At 67.3% G+C, this 15,060-nt stretch carries 22 protein-coding genes; 10 read left to right on the top strand and 12 right to left on the bottom strand.

The annotated features are described in order from the left end of the window. The first annotated feature begins 149 nt into the window (after positions 1-149). On the top strand, positions 150-791 hold the full coding sequence (locus VJ162_RS03155; protein ID WP_324662322.1) for a J domain-containing protein: 642 nt from the start codon (positions 150-152) through the stop codon (positions 789-791). A gap of 41 nt (positions 792-832) precedes the next feature. Further along, a complete protein-coding gene (hisD, locus tag VJ162_RS03150) occupies positions 833-2,101 on the top strand; it encodes a histidinol dehydrogenase (RefSeq protein ID WP_324662320.1) in 1,269 nt (422 codons plus the stop codon). Between the two features lie 9 nt (positions 2,102-2,110). Here hisD and VJ162_RS03145 read toward each other — a convergent pair whose 3' ends face one another. Together VJ162_RS03145 and VJ162_RS03140 are read right to left on the bottom strand one after the other, a co-directional pair. After that, positions 2,111-2,278 (bottom strand): hypothetical protein, encoded by a 168-nt coding sequence (locus tag VJ162_RS03145; RefSeq protein ID WP_324662319.1) that lies wholly within the window; start codon positions 2,276-2,278, stop codon positions 2,111-2,113. Continuing rightward, a complete protein-coding gene (locus VJ162_RS03140; RefSeq protein ID WP_324662318.1) occupies positions 2,275-2,778 on the bottom strand; it encodes a DUF2243 domain-containing protein in 504 nt (167 codons plus the stop codon). The genes VJ162_RS03145 and VJ162_RS03140 overlap by 4 nt, the downstream gene beginning before the upstream one ends. Before the next feature lie 108 nt (positions 2,779-2,886). Between VJ162_RS03140 and VJ162_RS03135 the strand changes: the two genes are divergently transcribed. Continuing rightward, positions 2,887-3,258 (top strand): HesB/IscA family protein, encoded by a 372-nt coding sequence (locus VJ162_RS03135; RefSeq protein WP_324662317.1) that lies wholly within the window; start codon positions 2,887-2,889, stop codon positions 3,256-3,258. Positions 3,259-3,294: 36 nt separating this feature from the next. Here VJ162_RS03135 and VJ162_RS03130 read toward each other — a convergent pair whose 3' ends face one another. The 7 genes from VJ162_RS03130 to VJ162_RS03100 all read right to left on the bottom strand — a co-directional run bounded on the left by VJ162_RS03130 (position 3,295) and on the right by VJ162_RS03100 (position 7,008). Beyond that, positions 3,295-3,495, bottom strand: a complete 201-nt coding sequence (locus tag VJ162_RS03130; protein WP_324662316.1) for a dodecin — start codon at positions 3,493-3,495, stop codon at positions 3,295-3,297. A gap of 45 nt (positions 3,496-3,540) precedes the next feature. Beyond that, on the bottom strand, positions 3,541-4,200 hold the full coding sequence (locus VJ162_RS03125; RefSeq protein WP_324662315.1) for a hypothetical protein: 660 nt from the start codon (positions 4,198-4,200) through the stop codon (positions 3,541-3,543). Beyond that, positions 4,197-4,811 carry a hypothetical protein gene (locus VJ162_RS03120; RefSeq protein WP_324662313.1) on the bottom strand — a complete coding sequence of 205 codons (615 nt, stop codon included), beginning with the start codon at positions 4,809-4,811 and terminating at the stop codon, positions 4,197-4,199. The genes VJ162_RS03125 and VJ162_RS03120 overlap by 4 nt, the downstream gene beginning before the upstream one ends. A 40-nt stretch (positions 4,812-4,851) precedes the next feature. Continuing rightward, on the bottom strand, positions 4,852-5,766 hold the full coding sequence (locus VJ162_RS03115) for a metal-dependent hydrolase (RefSeq protein WP_324662312.1): 915 nt from the start codon (positions 5,764-5,766) through the stop codon (positions 4,852-4,854). Between the two features lie 63 nt (positions 5,767-5,829). Beyond that, complete coding sequence (locus VJ162_RS03110; RefSeq protein ID WP_324662310.1) at positions 5,830-6,363, bottom strand: mechanosensitive ion channel domain-containing protein; 534 nt, start codon at positions 6,361-6,363, stop codon at positions 5,830-5,832. Between the two features lie 36 nt (positions 6,364-6,399). Continuing rightward, positions 6,400-6,696 (bottom strand): DUF7116 family protein, encoded by a 297-nt coding sequence (locus tag VJ162_RS03105; protein WP_324662309.1) that lies wholly within the window; start codon positions 6,694-6,696, stop codon positions 6,400-6,402. 72 nt (positions 6,697-6,768) lie between these two features. After that, positions 6,769-7,008 carry a DUF5816 domain-containing protein gene (locus VJ162_RS03100; RefSeq protein ID WP_324662308.1) on the bottom strand — a complete coding sequence of 80 codons (240 nt, stop codon included), beginning with the start codon at positions 7,006-7,008 and terminating at the stop codon, positions 6,769-6,771. A gap of 255 nt (positions 7,009-7,263) precedes the next feature. Between VJ162_RS03100 and rpl7ae the strand changes: the two genes are divergently transcribed. The 5 genes from rpl7ae to VJ162_RS03075 are packed head-to-tail and all read left to right on the top strand — an operon-like array spanning position 7,264 to position 8,999. Then, complete coding sequence (gene rpl7ae, locus VJ162_RS03095) at positions 7,264-7,626, top strand: 50S ribosomal protein L7Ae (protein ID WP_324662307.1); 363 nt, start codon at positions 7,264-7,266, stop codon at positions 7,624-7,626. 11 nt (positions 7,627-7,637) lie between these two features. Continuing rightward, complete coding sequence (locus VJ162_RS03090) at positions 7,638-7,865, top strand: 30S ribosomal protein S28e (protein ID WP_324662305.1); 228 nt, start codon at positions 7,638-7,640, stop codon at positions 7,863-7,865. Positions 7,866-7,867: 2 nt separating this feature from the next. Next, positions 7,868-8,221 carry a 50S ribosomal protein L24e gene (locus VJ162_RS03085; RefSeq protein WP_324662304.1) on the top strand — a complete coding sequence of 118 codons (354 nt, stop codon included), beginning with the start codon at positions 7,868-7,870 and terminating at the stop codon, positions 8,219-8,221. 33 nt (positions 8,222-8,254) lie between these two features. Continuing rightward, positions 8,255-8,719, top strand: a complete 465-nt coding sequence (gene ndk / locus VJ162_RS03080) for a nucleoside-diphosphate kinase (protein WP_324662303.1) — start codon at positions 8,255-8,257, stop codon at positions 8,717-8,719. Between the two features lie 40 nt (positions 8,720-8,759). Next, a complete protein-coding gene (locus VJ162_RS03075) occupies positions 8,760-8,999 on the top strand; it encodes a glutaredoxin family protein (RefSeq protein ID WP_324662302.1) in 240 nt (79 codons plus the stop codon). On the opposite strand, the gene msrB is transcribed toward VJ162_RS03075, so the two are convergent. The 3 genes from msrB to VJ162_RS03060 all read right to left on the bottom strand — a co-directional run bounded on the left by msrB (position 8,996) and on the right by VJ162_RS03060 (position 10,665). Beyond that, positions 8,996-9,403: a peptide-methionine (R)-S-oxide reductase MsrB gene (gene msrB, locus VJ162_RS03070; RefSeq protein WP_324662300.1), complete on the bottom strand. Its 408-nt coding sequence runs from the start codon at positions 9,401-9,403 to the stop codon at positions 8,996-8,998. The genes VJ162_RS03075 and msrB overlap by 4 nt on opposite strands. 71 nt (positions 9,404-9,474) lie before the next feature. Beyond that, entirely contained in the window at positions 9,475-9,978 is a 504-nt protein-coding gene (locus VJ162_RS03065; protein ID WP_324662299.1) for a type IV pilin N-terminal domain-containing protein, read from the bottom strand. Positions 9,979-10,125: 147 nt separating this feature from the next. Further along, positions 10,126-10,665 carry a YbhB/YbcL family Raf kinase inhibitor-like protein gene (locus VJ162_RS03060; RefSeq protein WP_324662297.1) on the bottom strand — a complete coding sequence of 180 codons (540 nt, stop codon included), beginning with the start codon at positions 10,663-10,665 and terminating at the stop codon, positions 10,126-10,128. Positions 10,666-10,871: 206 nt separating this feature from the next. Between VJ162_RS03060 and VJ162_RS03055 the strand changes: the two genes are divergently transcribed. Both VJ162_RS03055 and VJ162_RS03050 read left to right on the top strand, forming a co-directional pair. Then, positions 10,872-13,415 carry a heavy metal translocating P-type ATPase gene (locus VJ162_RS03055; RefSeq protein WP_324662295.1) on the top strand — a complete coding sequence of 848 codons (2,544 nt, stop codon included), beginning with the start codon at positions 10,872-10,874 and terminating at the stop codon, positions 13,413-13,415. Positions 13,416-13,743: 328 nt separating this feature from the next. Beyond that, on the top strand, positions 13,744-14,970 hold the full coding sequence (locus VJ162_RS03050; RefSeq protein ID WP_324662293.1) for an amino acid ABC transporter substrate-binding protein: 1,227 nt from the start codon (positions 13,744-13,746) through the stop codon (positions 14,968-14,970). The last annotated feature ends 90 nt before the right edge of the window (positions 14,971-15,060 follow it).

Genomic DNA, 15,060 nt, shown 5'->3' with positions numbered 1-15,060 from the left:
TCGTCGTACCGCCTCCGTGCCCGAATCGGCTGGGAGGCCAACGGGCGCGCCAGTCGGCCGTTCTCTCGTTCTACGACGCGTATCGCCGTGCGTAACCGTCGGTAGTTTCATGTAGGCATTCGGCCAATAGATTTAATTACCCCTCCATCATGCCAACGCTCTACGGCGTCCTCGGCGTCGACCCCGACGCGGACGAACAGTCCATCGTCCGCGCGTACCGCGAGCAGGTGAAGACCGCCCACCCGGACGTCACCGACGATCCCCGGGCCCGGACCCGGTTCAAGCGCCTCACCACGGCCAAAGAGGTGCTCACGGACGGGGCCGAGCGGGCACGCTACGACCGGCTGGGTCACGAGACGTACGTCAAGCGCCACCTCGACGGCTGGACGGACCGTGTCGATACCCGCGACGACGCCGGGGCCGGCGAGACGATCAGCGAGGCCGCGAAACGGGCGGCCGGGGAGTCGGCAGCCGAGTCGCGGTCCACACAGCAGGTGAGCGCGAGCGACGGCTACGCGACGGCCGCGGAGTACTACCGACCGGGTCAGCGGGTCGGCGTCGAGGCCCACAGCGGGTTCGGACGGACGCTCGCGGCGCTGCGGGACGTGCTCCCGTGGCTGGTCGCGCACCTCCTCCTGCTTGGCGGGGCCGTCGCCGTGGCCGTGGTCCTGCTCGCGGGCGCCGGCGGCGGGGGAGTGCCGTCGGTGACGAGCATCGTCGTCGCCACCGCGATGGTCGGGACGACCGCGGGCCTCTCGGTGTTGCATCTCGCCTCGACCGTCTACCGGTAGCGAAGGGAAACCCGTTTTTCCGCCCGCCTCGAAGCCGGGGTATGAACGTACGCACTGTCGCCGACCTCGGGCCCGGGGAGCGGTCCGCGCTGTTTGACCGGGACTCGGGCGTCGACGCGGTCCGCGACGACGTGGCCGACATCGTGAGCCAGGTCCGCGAGGAGGGCGACGTGGCCCTGCGCCGCTTCGCCAGCGAGTTCGACGACGTCGAGGTCGGCAACGTCGACATCACCGACGCCGCCGAGCGCGCCTACGAGGAGATAGATGACGACATCCGGGCGGCCATCGAGGACGCGGCCGCGAACATCCGCGCGTTCCACGAGCGCCAGCGCCCCGAGGACTGGCGCGAGGACTTCGAGGGCCGGGAACTCGGCCGGCGCTTTCGCCCGCTCGACAGCGCCGGCGTCTACGCTCCCGGCGGCACCGCCGCCTACCCCTCCAGCGCGCTGATGGGCGTCATCCCCGCGAAGGTGGCCGGCGTCGAACACGTCGCTGTCGCCACGCCGCCCGCCGAGGAGGTCAACCCGGTCACGCTCGCGGCCGTCCACGCCGCCGGCACCGACGCGGTCTATCAGGCCGGCGGCGCCCAGGCTATCGCCGCGCTGGCCTACGGCACGGAGACGGTGACAGCGACCGATATCGTCGTCGGCCCCGGCAACCGATGGGTCACCGCCGCCAAGGCCGAGGTGCGGGGCGACGTGGCAATCGACTTCCTGGCCGGGCCGAGCGAAATCATGGTCGTCGCCGACGGCGACGCCGACCCCGAACTGGTCGCGGCCGACCTCGTGGCGCAGGCCGAACACGACGAGAACGCCTCCGTCGTGGCAGTGACCGACGACGCGGACCTGGCCGAGGCGGTCGCCGACGCCGTCGACGAGCAGGCCGGCGAGCGCGAGCGCGAGGCCGTCATCCGCGCTGCCCTCGACAACGACGCCTCCGGCGTCTTCCACGCCCGCTCGATGAGCGAGGCGGTGCTGTTCGCCGAGGAGTACGCCGCCGAACACCTCTCTATCCAGGCCGAGGACGACGAGGCGCTGCTTTCCCGGATCCCCTCCGCCGGCTCCGTCTTCCTCGGCCCGTACAGCCCCGTCGCCGCGGGCGACTACGCTGCCGGGACGAACCACGTCCTCCCGACCGGCGGGGCGGCCCGCGTTACCGGCGGGCTCTCGGTCGATACCTTCGTCCGGTCGACGACGGTCCAGCGACTCTCCGAGGAGTCGCTTGGCGACCTCAGCGAGACGATTACGACACTGGCCGAGGCCGAAGGACTCGAAGCCCACGCAGAGAGCGTCCGAAAGCGGTTTGAGTAGCAGGAGCGCTCAGACGCCGAGGTGTCCCAGCAGGCGGTCGAGCAACACCACGGTGGCACCGACGACGGCCCAGAGCCCGGGCACGGCCACGAGCAGGACGAGCCATCCCGGGAGCGGCGCCGACGGCGGGGAGCCATGGAGCAGCCCCATCGACGCCACCGCAGCCGGGTTTGTCACTGGTCGGTCACCGGTCCAGTCCGATAGACGTAGTAGCCGGCGGCGGCGACGACCAGGCTCACGACCAGCCAGTGTGGGTTGTACCGACCGCCCTGAGACAGGGGCTGGTGGAGGCCAAGCAGCATGTGGTTCACCGCCGCGTCGAAGACGTCGAACACGCCGAGTCCAACCAGCGCCCCACCGGCCAGTGGCCGGACCGCGAGCGAACCCCTCGTCGCCCGCTCGGCCCGCCAGACGAGTCCAGCACCGACGCCGACGACGAGCATCCCCAGCGAGAACAGGCCGTCAGCGAGGACGTTCGTCTGTAACCCCGCCAGCGTGTCCGTCGGGTAGATGCCCGAGAGCAGGTGGTGCCACTGCAACACGTGATGGAGGACAAGTACGTCGACGAGGCCGCTGAAGCCGAACCCGAAGACGCCGGCCCCGAGCAGCGCTTGCCGACCGACTCCCGCCGTCGTCCCGTGGGTTCGGTACGGGCCGGCCTGCTCCTGTGAGTCCATACCGGTCGTTGCGGCCGTCGTCTATTGACCGGGCGGCCTGTATATGCAACCGGGTGTCCGTCGGTCATCCGGCGTCAGGGTTAACAGGGCTGGACCCCACCACTCTGTATGAGCAGCACCGTAGACGGCGAGCCCCAACTCGGGGGCGAAGACGTCGGGGTCACCGAGGAAGCAGCCAAAGAGGCGCTCGACCTGCTGGAGGGGGAAGACATGGATACGGACGTCTCCGGTCTCCGCCTGTTCGTCCAGCAGGGCGGCTGTGCGGGGCTCTCCTATGGGATGCGTTTCGAACACGAGCCGGAAGACGGGGACACCGTCTACGAGCGCAACGGGCTCCGCGTGTTCGTCGACGGCGCGAGCATCGACTACATCGAAGGCTCCGTGCTGGCCTACGAGGGCGGCCTGCAGGGCGCCGGGTTCCACGTCGAGAACCCCAACGTGGTCAGCGAATGCGGCTGTGGCGAGTCGTTCCGGACCTGACTGCACGGCCCGTGGTCGGGCGGCGGTGTCGCCTCGCTATTCCTCTAGCTCGAAGGCCACTGTCACTTCCGCCTGGTACTCCCGGCCGTCGGCGCTCGCTATCTCGACGCCGAGTTCGTCGACCTCGACCCACATCAGGTTATCAAGCGTGCGCTCCGCGCGCTCGATGGCGTCGTCGGCCGCGTCGTCGAAGCTCTCCGAACTCGTGCCTATCAGCGTGATTTTCTTGAACACCATGGCGTGCTAGATTTTCACACGATATGGGTATAAAACCTCGCTCGCTCAGCTCTCACGGCCGTCGAGAAACTCCTCGAAGATGCCCACGATATCGGTAAGATGGGCCGTCCCCCAGGTCGCGACGACGATAGCGCCGATAGTGTCAAACACGAGGTCGAGCATCGTGTCCCCGAGCCCGAACTGCGTGAGTATCGTCGCGTTGCCGGTCGCCTCGGCCGCGAGCGTGATGGTGAATTCGAGGACCTCCCACGCGACGCCAAAGGCCAGCACGAACAGCAGGATGAACACGAACATGAACCGGGGCGGGACGTATATCTCCTCGGAGTGGCGGTCCAGCGCCCGCACGGTCGTGTAGCCGATGGCGGCGACGATAGACGAGGAGAGGGCGTGTGTGAGGTGGTCCCACCACCAGATGCTCTTGTAGAAGTTCGCGTCGGCCCACGGGAGCCCGATGACCCCGACAGCGTGGAGGAACACCGCCGTCGTGATCCACAGCGTCAGCGCCGGGTCGAGGGCGATGCCGTAGTCCCGTTCGAACAGCGCCGGGAGCTGTGTGACAACCAGCCCGACGCCGGTGTTGACGATGACGCCGGTGCTCCCGGTGACGATGCCGACGGCGAGGATACAGACCAGCGCGACCTCCATCGCGTACGTGGCCTGGCGCTGTCGGGCCCGGCTGATACCGACGTAGTCCCGGAGCCTCATCGGGCCACCTCCGCGGGGACCCGCGCCGTGGCGACCTTGTAGTTGATGTACAGCGCGAAGACCACGCCCGCGCCGACGCCGGCGAGCGTCGAGGCGACGAACTCCCACATCAGCGCCTCCTCGATGGCGTGTTCCGACAGCGCCGGGTCGAGGATGAACGCCGTTCCCAGTGTCAGGTCGGCGCCCCACCGGACGACGGCCCAGATGCCCGCGGTCGCCATCGTGGTCACGCCGACGAAGACGACGGCGAACCGGGGCGTCATCTTCACCGGCGTGAAAAGCTGTAGCTCCACGGCGACGATGAGGGCGACGGCAGCGACCGAGAGATACGTCGCGAGGTTGCCGGTGACCGGCACCGTCGCGAACAGCCGACCGACGACCGGCAACGCCGAGAGCAGTACGATCTCCCAGGGGAGCATCGCGTCGACGCTGCGATACGAGAGGGGCGGCAAGAGCACGATGGCGGCGAGAACGCCGGTGAAGGCCGCCCACAGCGGTTCGCCGCCAGAGACGCTCCCCGCGGCAGCAGCAAGTATCAGCCCGACGACGAGCCACGCGAGGAGCGCGTTGACCCGCCGGTTACCCAACAAATCCGTCACGTCGGCGCTCATGGACGCCACGAAACGCGGTGGGTGGAAAACACTGTCGCCCTCACAGCAGTCCGTAGGCCAGCGCGTAGGCGACAGCGGCGACGGTAACAGCCGTCAGTCCCGTCACCGCCATCCGTAGTCGGTCGACGCCGCGACTGAACGGCCGGACTGGCGCCCCGATGACCGAGATGGCGAGGACGCTGAACACGAAGTGTGCCGACTGCTCCATCGTCGGGGCCGGCAACAGCAGTGCGGCCGCGGCGTAGCCGGCGCCCAGCGAGGCACGGGGACTGACCAGATCGAGGAGCCGACGGTCGGTGTGGCGGGTGTAGGCCCAGATAGCGAGCCAGACGGTGCCGAGTTCGACCGCGAAAGCCGCCAGTAGCTGCCCCGTCGGGTCGGGATGGAGCGCCACGCGCTCGGCGACGAGCACCACGTCGAAGGGGTAGAGAAACGGCGGCGGTGACCCGGTAAGGAGGTCACCGAACGGGTGCGAGAGCAGCCCGAGTAGCGCGAGCCCGAGTAGCGGTCGCGGCGCGACGCCCTGGCGGCTCGCGAGACCGGCGACGACGAACCCCGAGACGGCGAATATCAGCACCACGACGCCCCCGATGGGACCGCTAACCAGCGTACCGACGGCGAGCACGACTGCAGCGAGGGTGAGCGAGGCCGCTCGCGACCGGCGGGTGCCGACGGCCCAGCAGGCGACCGCGACGGCGAGTAAACCGCCCAGCACCAGCGAGTGGGTCGGCCCCCGATGGATGACGTTCGCCGTCTCCCAGAACATGTCGGGCCCGACGCGCTCGACCGAACGCAACAGGAGTCCGACCGGTGCGTAGACGATGTCTACGTCCGGGACAGCGGCGAACAGCCCCGCAAAGAGGCCGTATCGGAGCGCCCGCTCCCGGGGGACCTCGAACCGCTCGGCCGCGACGGTGGCGAGGGCGAACGCCAGCAGCGCGTGGCCGATGAACATGCTCGCGAGTTAGTCGCCAACAGCTATAAATATCGCGTGTCAACGGCTGTGATACCCGAACCGCTAGCGGGCGGTCCCGACTTTTGTCCACCCTTTCTCGATGTCGGCGTTCGCTCGCACGACCGTGTCACCGTCGACCAGAAACCGGGTTTTCCGGAGCTCTATGGCCAATACCTCACCGGTAACGTCGCCGGCTTTGACCGTGTCCCCGGGGTTGAAGTCCGGGTCACGGAGGAGGTAGACCCCGGCGACCGCGTCGGCTATCATCCCCGAGAGGGCGTAGGAGACGCCAAGGGCCAGAAAGCCGGCGGCGGTCCCGAGCGACGCCGCGATGAGGGTCAACCCGACGATAGAGAGGAAAGAGAGCCCGACCGCAAACCAGAGGAAGACGAGGACGATTGCGGCAACGAACTGCCGGTACACCGGTGCTTCGCCGGGCAGTGCGCGGGCGAGGACGGCGCGCACGACGAACATGATGAGCTTGATCGCGACGGCAGCAAGCGCCAGAAAGACGAGGCCGGTGAGGATGTCCGGCAGCGCGGTGGCGATACCGTCGAACAGCTGCTCGAAGGCGTCGGTGAAAACGGTCGGTTGCACACCGGAGGGTCGTCTGAGCCGGTGGTAAGTGTTTGGCTACGGCCTGACGACGTCGTAGCCCCCGTCTTCGCGGACACCGATGACCGCCCAGTCGTAGGCGACGTCCATCCGCGAGAGCCGGTCGCCGACGTCGGGCGCTTCCGGCGCGCGTGTGACGATACAGTGCATCTCCCCCGACTCGGGGAGTGAAGTGTCTTCTTCGAGCACTGTGACGCCGACCTCGCGCCACTTGTGTGCCGCTCGTAGTCCCTCGTCGGTGCGCGACACGGTGTACCCGATGTCGTCGAATATCGACCGAGCCTGCTCGTCTAGTGATGTGCTAACGGCCGCCATCTACGACACTCTACCACTGGATGGGTGATAAACGTTACCACTAACTATATGTCTGACATGAACGCCCGCCGGTTACTCGTGGGCCGCGTCCCACTCCTCGGCCTTGCGGAGGTTGCTACAGTCGTTACAGCGGATACGGCCCATCGAGTCCATGGCGTTGTTGAACGTCTCGCAGTTGCCACAGAAGTACCCCCAGCGGCGCTCGCGGTCGTCGTCGAGATAGACGACGAAGAAGGGTCCTTTCGTGCCGGTGTCTCCGTCCCCGCGGTCGACGTAGAGGGTCCGGCCGTCCGGACCTGCGCGTTCGTCCATAGCGGCCTGTGGCGGGCCAGGGGGGTAAATGGTACGGGCGGTGTGCCGGCGGGGCCCGAAGCCGTGTGGCGCGCTGGCACGCGGTTTCAGCTTCGAAAGCGCTTTTAGGGCCCGTGGCACACAGACGATTACAGCCTGCACCGGGTTGATGATGCTCCCAGCCTTCTCAGGACCAGCGCGCCGGCGGGGCGTGCCGCGGGATTTCCCGCGAACGGCGGGGGAGCCTGAGCCCGCGTGCAGGAGGTGACTACACAAATGCCAGTATACGTAGATTTCGACGTTCCGGCCGACCTCGAGGACGACGCCCTCGAAGCGCTGGAAGTCGCACGAGACACGGGCACAGTGAAGAAAGGAACCAACGAGACGACCAAGGCCGTCGAGCGCGGCTCGGCAGAGCTCGTCTACGTCGCCGAGGACGTCCAGCCCGAGGAGATCGTCATGCACATCCCCGAGCTGGCCGACGAGAAGGGCGTCCCCTTCATCTTCGTCGAGCAGCAGGACGACCTGGGCCACGCCGCCGGGCTCGAAGTCGGCTCGGCCGCCGCCGCCATCACCGACGCCGGTGAGGCCGAGGGCGACGTCGAGGACATCGCCGACAAGGTCGAGGAGCTCCGCTGAGGTGACCACGGATGAGCGCTGAGGAATCCGAAAGTAGCGGCGCCACGTCGGCCGAGGTCATCGAGATCGTCGGCAAGACGGGGATGCACGGCGAGGCCATGCAGGTCAAGTGCCGACTCCGCGAGGGCGAGAACCAGGGCCGGATCATCACCCGGAACGTCCTCGGTCCCGTCCGCGAGGGCGACATCCTCCAGCTCCGCGAGACGGCCCGCGAAGCTGACTCCATCGGAGGACAATAACGATGCCCCGAACCCGAGACTGTGACTACTGTGGCGCGGACATCGAGCCCGGCACGGGCACGATGCTCGTCCACAACGACGGCTCGACCACGCACTTTTGCTCGTCGAAGTGCGAGAACAACGCCGACCTGGGCCGTGAGGCCCGGAACCTCGGCTGGACTGACGCCGGTCGCGCGACGACCGCCGCGGAGGACGCGGCAGCGGCGCAGGCGGACGCCGAAGCCGAGGCAGAGGCCGAAGCGGAAGACGCTGAAGCCAACGCAGAAGACGCCGACGCCGAAGCGACTGACGACAACGAGGACGCGTCCGAGGCCGACGAGGACGCCGACGACGAAGCCGAAGAAGCACAGGCGTAAGACCGACAGCGGCCCACCGATTTTCCTATTCCGATGACAGAGACAGAACGTACCTTCGTGATGGTGAAACCCGACGGCGTCCAGCGCGGCCTTATCAGCGACATCCTCGACCGGTTCGAGGGACGCGGCCTGAAAGTAGTCGGCGCGAAGCTGATGCAGATGGACCGAGAGCTAGCCGAACAGCACTACGCCGAACACGAGGACAAGCCCTTCTTCGAGGGGCTCGTGGACTTCATCACCTCCGGCCCGGTCTTTGCCATGGTCCTCGAGGGACAGGACGCCACCCGTCAGGTCCGTCGGATGATGGGTGCGACCGACCCCAAAGAGGCCGACCCCGGCACGATCCGGGGCGACTACGGGCTCGACCTCGGACGGAACGTCATCCACGGCTCCGACCACGAGGACGAGGGCGCAAACGAGCGCGAGATCGACCTGTTCTTCGACGAGGACGAACTCGTCGAGTGGGACAAGATAGACGGCTCCTGGCTGTACGAGTAGCGTCCGAACTGCTTTGTGACCGGCGGCCCTACGGCCGCCCGTGAGTCGCACACTCTACCAGCTCGACGGCTGTCCGTACTGCGAGAAAGTGGCCGACAGGCTGGACGAACTCGGCGTCGACTACGACAGTGTCTGGGTCGAGGCGCTCCACTCGGAGCGCGACGAGGTCAAGCGCGTCTCGGGCCAGCGGGCGGTCCCGGTGCTGGTCGATGAGGACCGCGGCGTCACGATGGCCGAGTCCGACCGCATCCTGGAGTTCGTCGAGCGGAGCTACGCCTAGTCTTCCGGCTCGAACTCCAGGGCCGCGCCGTTGATGCAGTAGCGCTTGCCAGTCGGCTCGGGGCCGTCATCGAAGACGTGTCCGAGATGTCCCTCGCAGTTGGCACAGACGACCTCCGTCCGGCGCATCCCGTGGCTCTCGTCGACTCTGGTCTCGACAGTGCCCTCGTCGTAGACATCCCAGAAGCTGGGCCAGCCGGTGCCGGAGTCGAATTTCTCCTCGCTGTCGAACAGCGCGGTCCCACAGCCCGCACAGGTGAAGACGCCGTCGTCTGTGACCTCCATGAGGTCGCTACTGAAGCGGGGTTCGGTCCCGGCCTCCCGGAGGATACGGTACTCCTCGTCCGTGAGCAGTTCGCGCCATTCGTCGTCAGTCTCGGGCACGCTATCGGCCTGTTCGCTCATACCCGTCGTACGTGCTGGAGTGACATAAGCCCACGTCGACAGTGTGCCAGCCGCCTCGCCGGGTGGGGGTCTCATGCGCTCGGGCCACGCCATTCACCGATGACGGCAGTGCGACTGTCCGAAGGGCTCTCCCAGACGATGCGGACAGTTATCGTCTCCAGACTCCCGGGTGACTCGCCGACGATACCGAACGCCGTGCCCGCTCCGGCGTCGCCGCCGACCCAGTCACTCCCGGCCGCCGCGCCGTCGAGCGGGTACGATTCGACCGGCGAGCGGTGTCCTGTCCCACTGTCGTTACCGGGGGCCGGCCGGAACGGGGCGTCGGCCGTGATTTCGACGGTACTGGGGTCGATTCTCTCACCGCTCTCGTGGCCTATCGTCAGATTCCCGTGCCCGTGCTGTGAGTACTCGTAGGTGAAATTCACCTGCGGCGGCGCGTCGTCCGTGCCGCCCTGGACGCCGAGGACGAACGCCGCAGTGGTGGTGGTCGTCAGCACGATCGCGGCGGCGACTATCAGGGAGATTCCAGCCACAAACGCCCCGACGCCGTCGTCACGAAACAGCTTCGGCCGCATTCGTCAGTACGTATATATTTTCCCGCTAATAAATTCTGTCAAACCGACAGGAAATGCATACGCTGCCGATAGCGGCAGGCGGGACTGCCGTCGTGACCGCCAGTCCGGCACTGCTCGACCGGTGACGCCACGCGCTGGGCGGGCCGGTCAGGGACTCGGCGTCCGCTCGAAGTCCGCGGTGAACCGCCGACTCGCCAGCACTGCGTCGCCGATGGCCTCGGCGGCCGTATCGTGGTCGGTCCCGCCGTCGACGTCGAGTCGCGCCCCCAGCGCATACACCTGGAACCTGACGGTGTAGCGCTGGCCGGGTTGTGGGCACGGTGGCTCGTACCCGACCTCGGCGCCCTCGGGGCGGCCCTGTCGCGCCCCATCGAGTGACGCGACCGTCGGCGTCCGAGGGAGGGCCGCCGGAATCCGGTCGGTGTCCGCGGGGACGTTCCAGAGCGTCCAGAAGACCGGGTCAGTGATGCCCCCGCTGTCGTACTCAGCGACGACAGCGAGCCCCTCGGTCGGGTCCGGGACCCGGCCGATATCGAAGGGCGGCGACTCGCCGGCACCGGAGCAGGTGAATCGGTCGGGAAGCGTCCCGCCCCGGTCCAGCGCGGGGCTCGAGACGCTGAACCGCCCGGGCGTTTCCTCGGCCCCACCCAGACAGCCGGCAAGCAGGCCGGCACCGACTCCGCTCACCGTCTGTAACAACCCACGGCGTCGCATAGCCCCGCTGGGGGAGCCGGGTACTTTGCCGCTTTGATGTTCGCGCCGACACCGAATCGATGGGAGCTGTCGACCGGGCCAAAGTAATAAGACACTGCCCCTATTTTAATAATTAACGCCATTATAGGCCGGGTTTGTAACAGGTGAATTAATAACTCTGTGCGGGCTAGGGTCGGGTAATGACAACCGAGGACCCGGACACGCCCGACGGTGGGCCGGCAACACCGACAGACCGGCAGGGCGATGCCGTGAGTCGGTTTGCCGTCCCCGAGATGGACTGTCCCTCCTGTGCGAGCAAGGTCGAGTCCAGTGTCGAGACGCTTCCGGGCGTCGAGGCCATCGACCCGCAGGTCACGACCGGGACGCTGACCGTCAGGTACGACGGCAGCGCGACCGCGGAGACGGAGATCGTAGAGCGGATCCGGTCTGCGGGGTACGCGGTCGAAGACCGGGCGGAGACGCTCCGGCTCTCGGTGCCGGACATGGACTGTGCCTCCTGTGCGGGCAAGGTCGAGTCCGCGCTGTCGACCGTCGACGGGCTGGAGAGCTACGAGACACAGCCGACGACGGGGACGGTCGTCCTCACCAGAGACGGGTCCCACCCGACGGACGAGTCTATCGTCGACGCCATCGAGAGTGCGGGCTACGATGTCACGGAGACCAGTGAAACGGGAGCGACCGACGCCGGGACCGACGACGACCTCTGGACCAGTCCCCGGGCGCTGAAAACCTGGGCCAGCGGCGTCGTGCTGGCTGTCGGACTCGGACTCGAGTTCCTGGTCCCCGGCGCGAACGCACAGGTCGGGACGGTCCTTGGGAGTGCGCTCCACGTCGCCGACCTGCTCTTTCTCGTCGCCGTCGCCGTCGGCGGCCAGGCCATCCTGCACAACGGCTACTACTCGGCGCGCAACCTGAACCTGGACATCGACCTGCTGATGTCTATCGCTATCCTCGGGGCGCTGACTGCCAGCCTCGCCTTTGGCGAAGCGCTGTACTTCGAGGCCGCGACGCTCGCGGTTCTGTTCAGCATCGCCGAGCTCTTAGAGCGGTACTCGATGGACCGGGCCCGGGACTCCCTGGAAGAGCTGATGGACCTCTCGCCCGACGAGGCCACCGTCCGACGGGACGGCGAGGAGGTGGTCGTCCCTGTCGACACCGTCGACGTGGGCGAGCGGGTCGTCGTCAGGCCCGGGGATAAGATCCCCCTCGACGGGGACGTCATCGACGGGGAAAGCGCCGTCAACCAGGCCCCGATCACCGGCGAGAGCGTCCCCGTCGACAAGACCGTCGGCGACGAGGTGTACGCCGGGACCATCAACGAGGGCGGCTATCTGGAGATACAAGTCACCTCGACGGCGGGCGAGAACACGCTCTCGCGCATCGTCGAGATGGTAGAGGACGCCCAGTCGAACAAGACCGAGCGCGAGCAGTTCGTCGAGCGGTTCTCGGCGTACTACACGCCCGTCGTCGTCGCCTTTGCCGTCCTCGTGACCGTCGCCAGCCCGGTCGTCCTCGGGACGACGCTCTCGACGGCGGTCGTCTACGGGCTGACGCTGCTGGTGCTTGCTTGTCCCTGTGCCTTCGTCATCTCGACGCCCGTCTCGGTCGTCTCGGGCATCACGAGCGCCGCCAAAAACGGCGTCCTGATAAAAGGCGGCAACCACCTGGAAGCGATGGGGGCGGTCGACGTGGTCGCCTTCGACAAGACCGGGACACTCACCAAGGGCGAACTCACCGTCACCGACGTCATCCCGCTGAACGGCAACAGCGAGGGGGAGGTACTTCAGTGTGCGCGCGGGCTGGAGGCCCGCAGCGAACACCCTATCGGCGAGGCTATCGTCGCCGAAGCCGGTGACGGCGGCGAGCGCGAGGTCGCAGCCTTCGAGAGCATCACCGGCAAGGGCGTCCGGGCTGAACTGGGCGGGGTCCCACATTTCGCCGGCAAGCCCGGCCTGTTCGAGGAACTCGGTTTCGACCTCTCGCACGTCCACGCGACGACCGACGGCGGCCTCGTCACGAAGACCGCCCAGCAGCTCTGTGAGCGCAACAACTGCCTGGACCTGCTCGACGAGACGGTCCCCGAGCTACAGGCAGAGGGGAAGACGGTCGTCCTCGTCGGGACCGAGGACGAACTGGAGGGGGTCATCGCCGTGGCCGACGAGGTCCGGCCGGAGGCCCGTGCGGCGGTCGCGCGGCTCAAATCCATGGGTATCGGGAAGACGGTGATGCTCACCGGCGACAACGAGCGGACCGCGGGCGCCATCGCCGAGCAGGTCGGCGTCGACGACTACGCCGCCGAGTTGCTGCCCGACGAGAAAGTGGCACACGTCGAGGAACTCGATGCGGCGTCGGACGGCGGGGTCGCCATGGTCGGCGACGGCATCAACGACGCGCCGGCGCTTGCCACCGCGACGGTCGGCGTGGCGATGGGTGCGGCCGGCACCGACACGGCCCTGGAGACGGCCGATGTCGCGCTGCTCTCTGATGACCTCTCGAAGCTGCCCTATCTGTATGACCTCTCCGGCCGGGCCAACGGCGTCATCCGGCAGAACGTCTGGGCCAGCCTGGGCGTCAAGGCGGCCCTGGCCCTGGCCGTCCCCTTTGGCTACGTCCCCATTTGGCTGGCCGTCCTCGCGGGCGACGCGGGGATGACGACGGCCGTGACCGGGAACGCGATGCGGCTCTCGAACGTCGAGGCCGAGGCGCTCGACACCGAGCCCTGAGGACCGGACCAGGGTGGCACTGACCGACGGGCTGTCGGGAATCCGCGGCACAGAACAGGACCGTTCCGGCGGGCGCTTCCGTTCTGGCACCCGCGTTCTCCAAACCGAGGCCGTCCTTTGTCATCTCGAACGACGACTGCTCACACAGCGTGAGCCGTGCGCTGTCACCGTAACATCGACGACGCCGCGGGACGGGGGTTCAGCGGGTGTGTTCGGCGAGGACACCCCGACAGATGATAAACAACAAATACATATTACCAGAATCTGTCTCACAAGCTATTCTGTATATAGGGTAAAGTTTAACAATATGTGAGTTGAGGTGTGATGCATGGGTACACCTGACAGTGGACGCGGTCGGCGGTCGTTCCTGAAAATTGCCGGCACAGCGGGCGCGACGGGACTCTCCGGTCTGTCCGGCTGCATCGCCTTCAGCGGTAACGAGAGCTCTGACACGATCACTATCGCGGCCGCAGTCCCCGAGACCGGGCGGCTGGCCCCGGTCGGCAAGGAAATGCTCGCCGGCTACGAGCTCGGCGTGGAAGCGCTCAACGAGGGCGACACCGTCGACCAGGAAGTCGAACTCCTCGTCAGGGACGACGAAAGCGACCCGACCACGCTCCGCCAGCAGCTCCAGCAACTCACGAGCAACAACGATGTCGACATGATCTGGGGAAGTTTCTCCAGTCCGCTCGTCATGTCGGGTTCGGCGTACGCGGAGAACAACGGGTTACCGTTCCTTGCTGTCGCCACCTGCTATCAGGAACCGCTCGTCTCGGGGGACAAAGAGTGGACGTACACGCCGTTCCCGAAAACACGCGATGTCACGCGTGCGACGACCGGGATGCTGGAACTGGTCCCGGAAAGCGACCGCCCGCAGACGGTCGGTATCTGGGAGGAAAACTCCGGCTGGGGGGCCGAGATGGCCGAGGCCTGGGACACGAAGCTCTCGGATGCGGGCTACGATATCGCGATGCGGGAGACGTACAACCCCGGCAACGAGGACTTCTCGACGCTCATCTCACAGACCGAGAGCGCGGGGGTCGAAGCGCTCGTCGGGTGTCCGCAGCCGCCGGACGGTATCACCGCGATGAACCAACTGAACAACTCCGACTACATGCCCGATTTCATCGAGTTCGTGCGCGCCGCGGACCCGCAGGCGTGGTGGTCGGCGCTCGGCGAACAGGGGAACTACGTGACCATGTGTCCTGGCTGGGCGCCCGGGATGACCGGCAACGGCAACGAGGCGCTCTTGGACACGTACGCCGACCGGAACGACGGAGAGACGCCTCGCGTGATGGTCGGCGTCGGCTACAACCTCGCACAGACCGTCGAGCAGGCGCTGGCCGCCGCCGAGAGCGCCGACCCCGAAAGCGTGCGGACCGCGCTCGACGAGACGGAGTTCAGTACGGTCATCGGGGAGTTCAGTTTCGACGAGCACGGGATGCCCACGGAGGGCCAACTCTCGGCCGCGAGCGCGCAGTGGTGGGACGGCGAACAGCGCCTCGTCTATCCCCAAACCGAGCAGGCCGACGAGCTACGGTTCCCCATCGAGTGACAGCCGGACGCTTGGCTGTGTGGGGCCGTCCGTGGGACCGAGTCCGACGGGCCGCTCGCCCACATCGGGAGCCTGTGACGCGGGCGCGTT

It is taken from the genome of Haloarcula sediminis (assembly GCF_035656455.1).
Lineage (GTDB): Archaea > Halobacteriota > Halobacteria > Halobacteriales > Haloarculaceae > Haloarcula > Haloarcula sediminis.
Note: the sequence above shows the minus strand (reverse complement) of the source record. Positions and strands in the feature narration are given on the sequence as shown.

What these genes read in the sequence shown, in the direction of transcription:
- VJ162_RS03140 (WP_324662318.1), bottom strand. Translation starts at nt 2,778, where the DNA reads ATGGACTCACAGGAGCAGGCCGGCCCGTACCGAACCCACGGGACGACG.
- VJ162_RS03100 (WP_324662308.1), bottom strand. Translation starts at nt 7,008, where the DNA reads ATGGACGAACGCGCAGGTCCGGACGGCCGGACCCTCTACGTCGACCGC.
- VJ162_RS03130 (WP_324662316.1), bottom strand. Translation starts at nt 3,495, where the DNA reads ATGGTGTTCAAGAAAATCACGCTGATAGGCACGAGTTCGGAGAGCTTC.
- VJ162_RS03055 (WP_324662295.1), top strand. Translation starts at nt 10,872, where the DNA reads ATGACAACCGAGGACCCGGACACGCCCGACGGTGGGCCGGCAACACCG.
- VJ162_RS03085 (WP_324662304.1), top strand. Translation starts at nt 7,868, where the DNA reads ATGCCCCGAACCCGAGACTGTGACTACTGTGGCGCGGACATCGAGCCC.
- VJ162_RS03050 (WP_324662293.1), top strand. Translation starts at nt 13,744, where the DNA reads ATGGGTACACCTGACAGTGGACGCGGTCGGCGGTCGTTCCTGAAAATT.
- VJ162_RS03135 (WP_324662317.1), top strand. Translation starts at nt 2,887, where the DNA reads ATGAGCAGCACCGTAGACGGCGAGCCCCAACTCGGGGGCGAAGACGTC.
- VJ162_RS03115 (WP_324662312.1), bottom strand. Translation starts at nt 5,766, where the DNA reads ATGTTCATCGGCCACGCGCTGCTGGCGTTCGCCCTCGCCACCGTCGCG.
- VJ162_RS03125 (WP_324662315.1), bottom strand. Translation starts at nt 4,200, where the DNA reads ATGAGGCTCCGGGACTACGTCGGTATCAGCCGGGCCCGACAGCGCCAG.
- msrB (WP_324662300.1), bottom strand. Translation starts at nt 9,403, where the DNA reads ATGAGCGAACAGGCCGATAGCGTGCCCGAGACTGACGACGAATGGCGC.
- ndk (WP_324662303.1), top strand. Translation starts at nt 8,255, where the DNA reads ATGACAGAGACAGAACGTACCTTCGTGATGGTGAAACCCGACGGCGTC.
- VJ162_RS03155 (WP_324662322.1), top strand. Translation starts at nt 150, where the DNA reads ATGCCAACGCTCTACGGCGTCCTCGGCGTCGACCCCGACGCGGACGAA.
- VJ162_RS03120 (WP_324662313.1), bottom strand. Translation starts at nt 4,811, where the DNA reads ATGAGCGCCGACGTGACGGATTTGTTGGGTAACCGGCGGGTCAACGCG.
- VJ162_RS03105 (WP_324662309.1), bottom strand. Translation starts at nt 6,696, where the DNA reads ATGGCGGCCGTTAGCACATCACTAGACGAGCAGGCTCGGTCGATATTC.
- hisD (WP_324662320.1), top strand. Translation starts at nt 833, where the DNA reads ATGAACGTACGCACTGTCGCCGACCTCGGGCCCGGGGAGCGGTCCGCG.
- VJ162_RS03065 (WP_324662299.1), bottom strand. Translation starts at nt 9,978, where the DNA reads ATGCGGCCGAAGCTGTTTCGTGACGACGGCGTCGGGGCGTTTGTGGCT.
- VJ162_RS03090 (WP_324662305.1), top strand. Translation starts at nt 7,638, where the DNA reads ATGAGCGCTGAGGAATCCGAAAGTAGCGGCGCCACGTCGGCCGAGGTC.
- rpl7ae (WP_324662307.1), top strand. Translation starts at nt 7,264, where the DNA reads ATGCCAGTATACGTAGATTTCGACGTTCCGGCCGACCTCGAGGACGAC.